The organism is Spirulina sp. CCY15215, assembly GCF_016888125.1.
Taxonomy (GTDB): domain Bacteria; phylum Cyanobacteriota; class Cyanobacteriia; order Cyanobacteriales; family Spirulinaceae; genus CCY15215.
The window spans coordinates 1-377 of the sequence record NZ_JACSWA010000597.1 but is presented as its reverse complement, the minus strand read 5'-3'; the positions used below and the strand labels follow the sequence as shown (position 1 = coordinate 377).

Annotated in this window: 1 protein-coding gene; it reads left to right on the top strand. The window is 36.1% G+C overall.

Going from position 1 to position 377, the window contains the following annotated elements; all coding sequences use genetic code 11:
• Nucleotides 1-377: hypothetical protein (locus JUI58_RS22700; RefSeq protein WP_204106127.1), on the top strand; the 377-nt coding region annotated here is incomplete at both ends.

The following is a 377-nucleotide window of genomic DNA, read 5'->3' as shown; positions in this document are numbered from 1 at the left end:
TGTTCAGAAACAATCTATTTCTCCTATCTCAGAAACAGTTATAACTCCAGATTCACCTCAAATCGAGTCTTCTGATGCTAAACAAGAAATCTCTTCTCGTTCTGGTGTAGCGCCAAACGAACCTGTTCAGAAACAATCTATTTCTCCTATCTCAGAAACAGTTATAACTCCAGATTCAACTCAAATTAATTCTTCTGATACCAAACAAGAAATCTCTTCTTTTGATACTAAACAAGAAACCCCTTCTCGTTCTGGTATAGCGCCAAACGAACCTGTTCAAAAACAATCTATTTCTCCTATTCCAGAAACAGTTATAACTCCAGATTCAACGCAAATTAATTCTTCTGATGCTAAACAAGAAATCTCTTCTCGTTCTG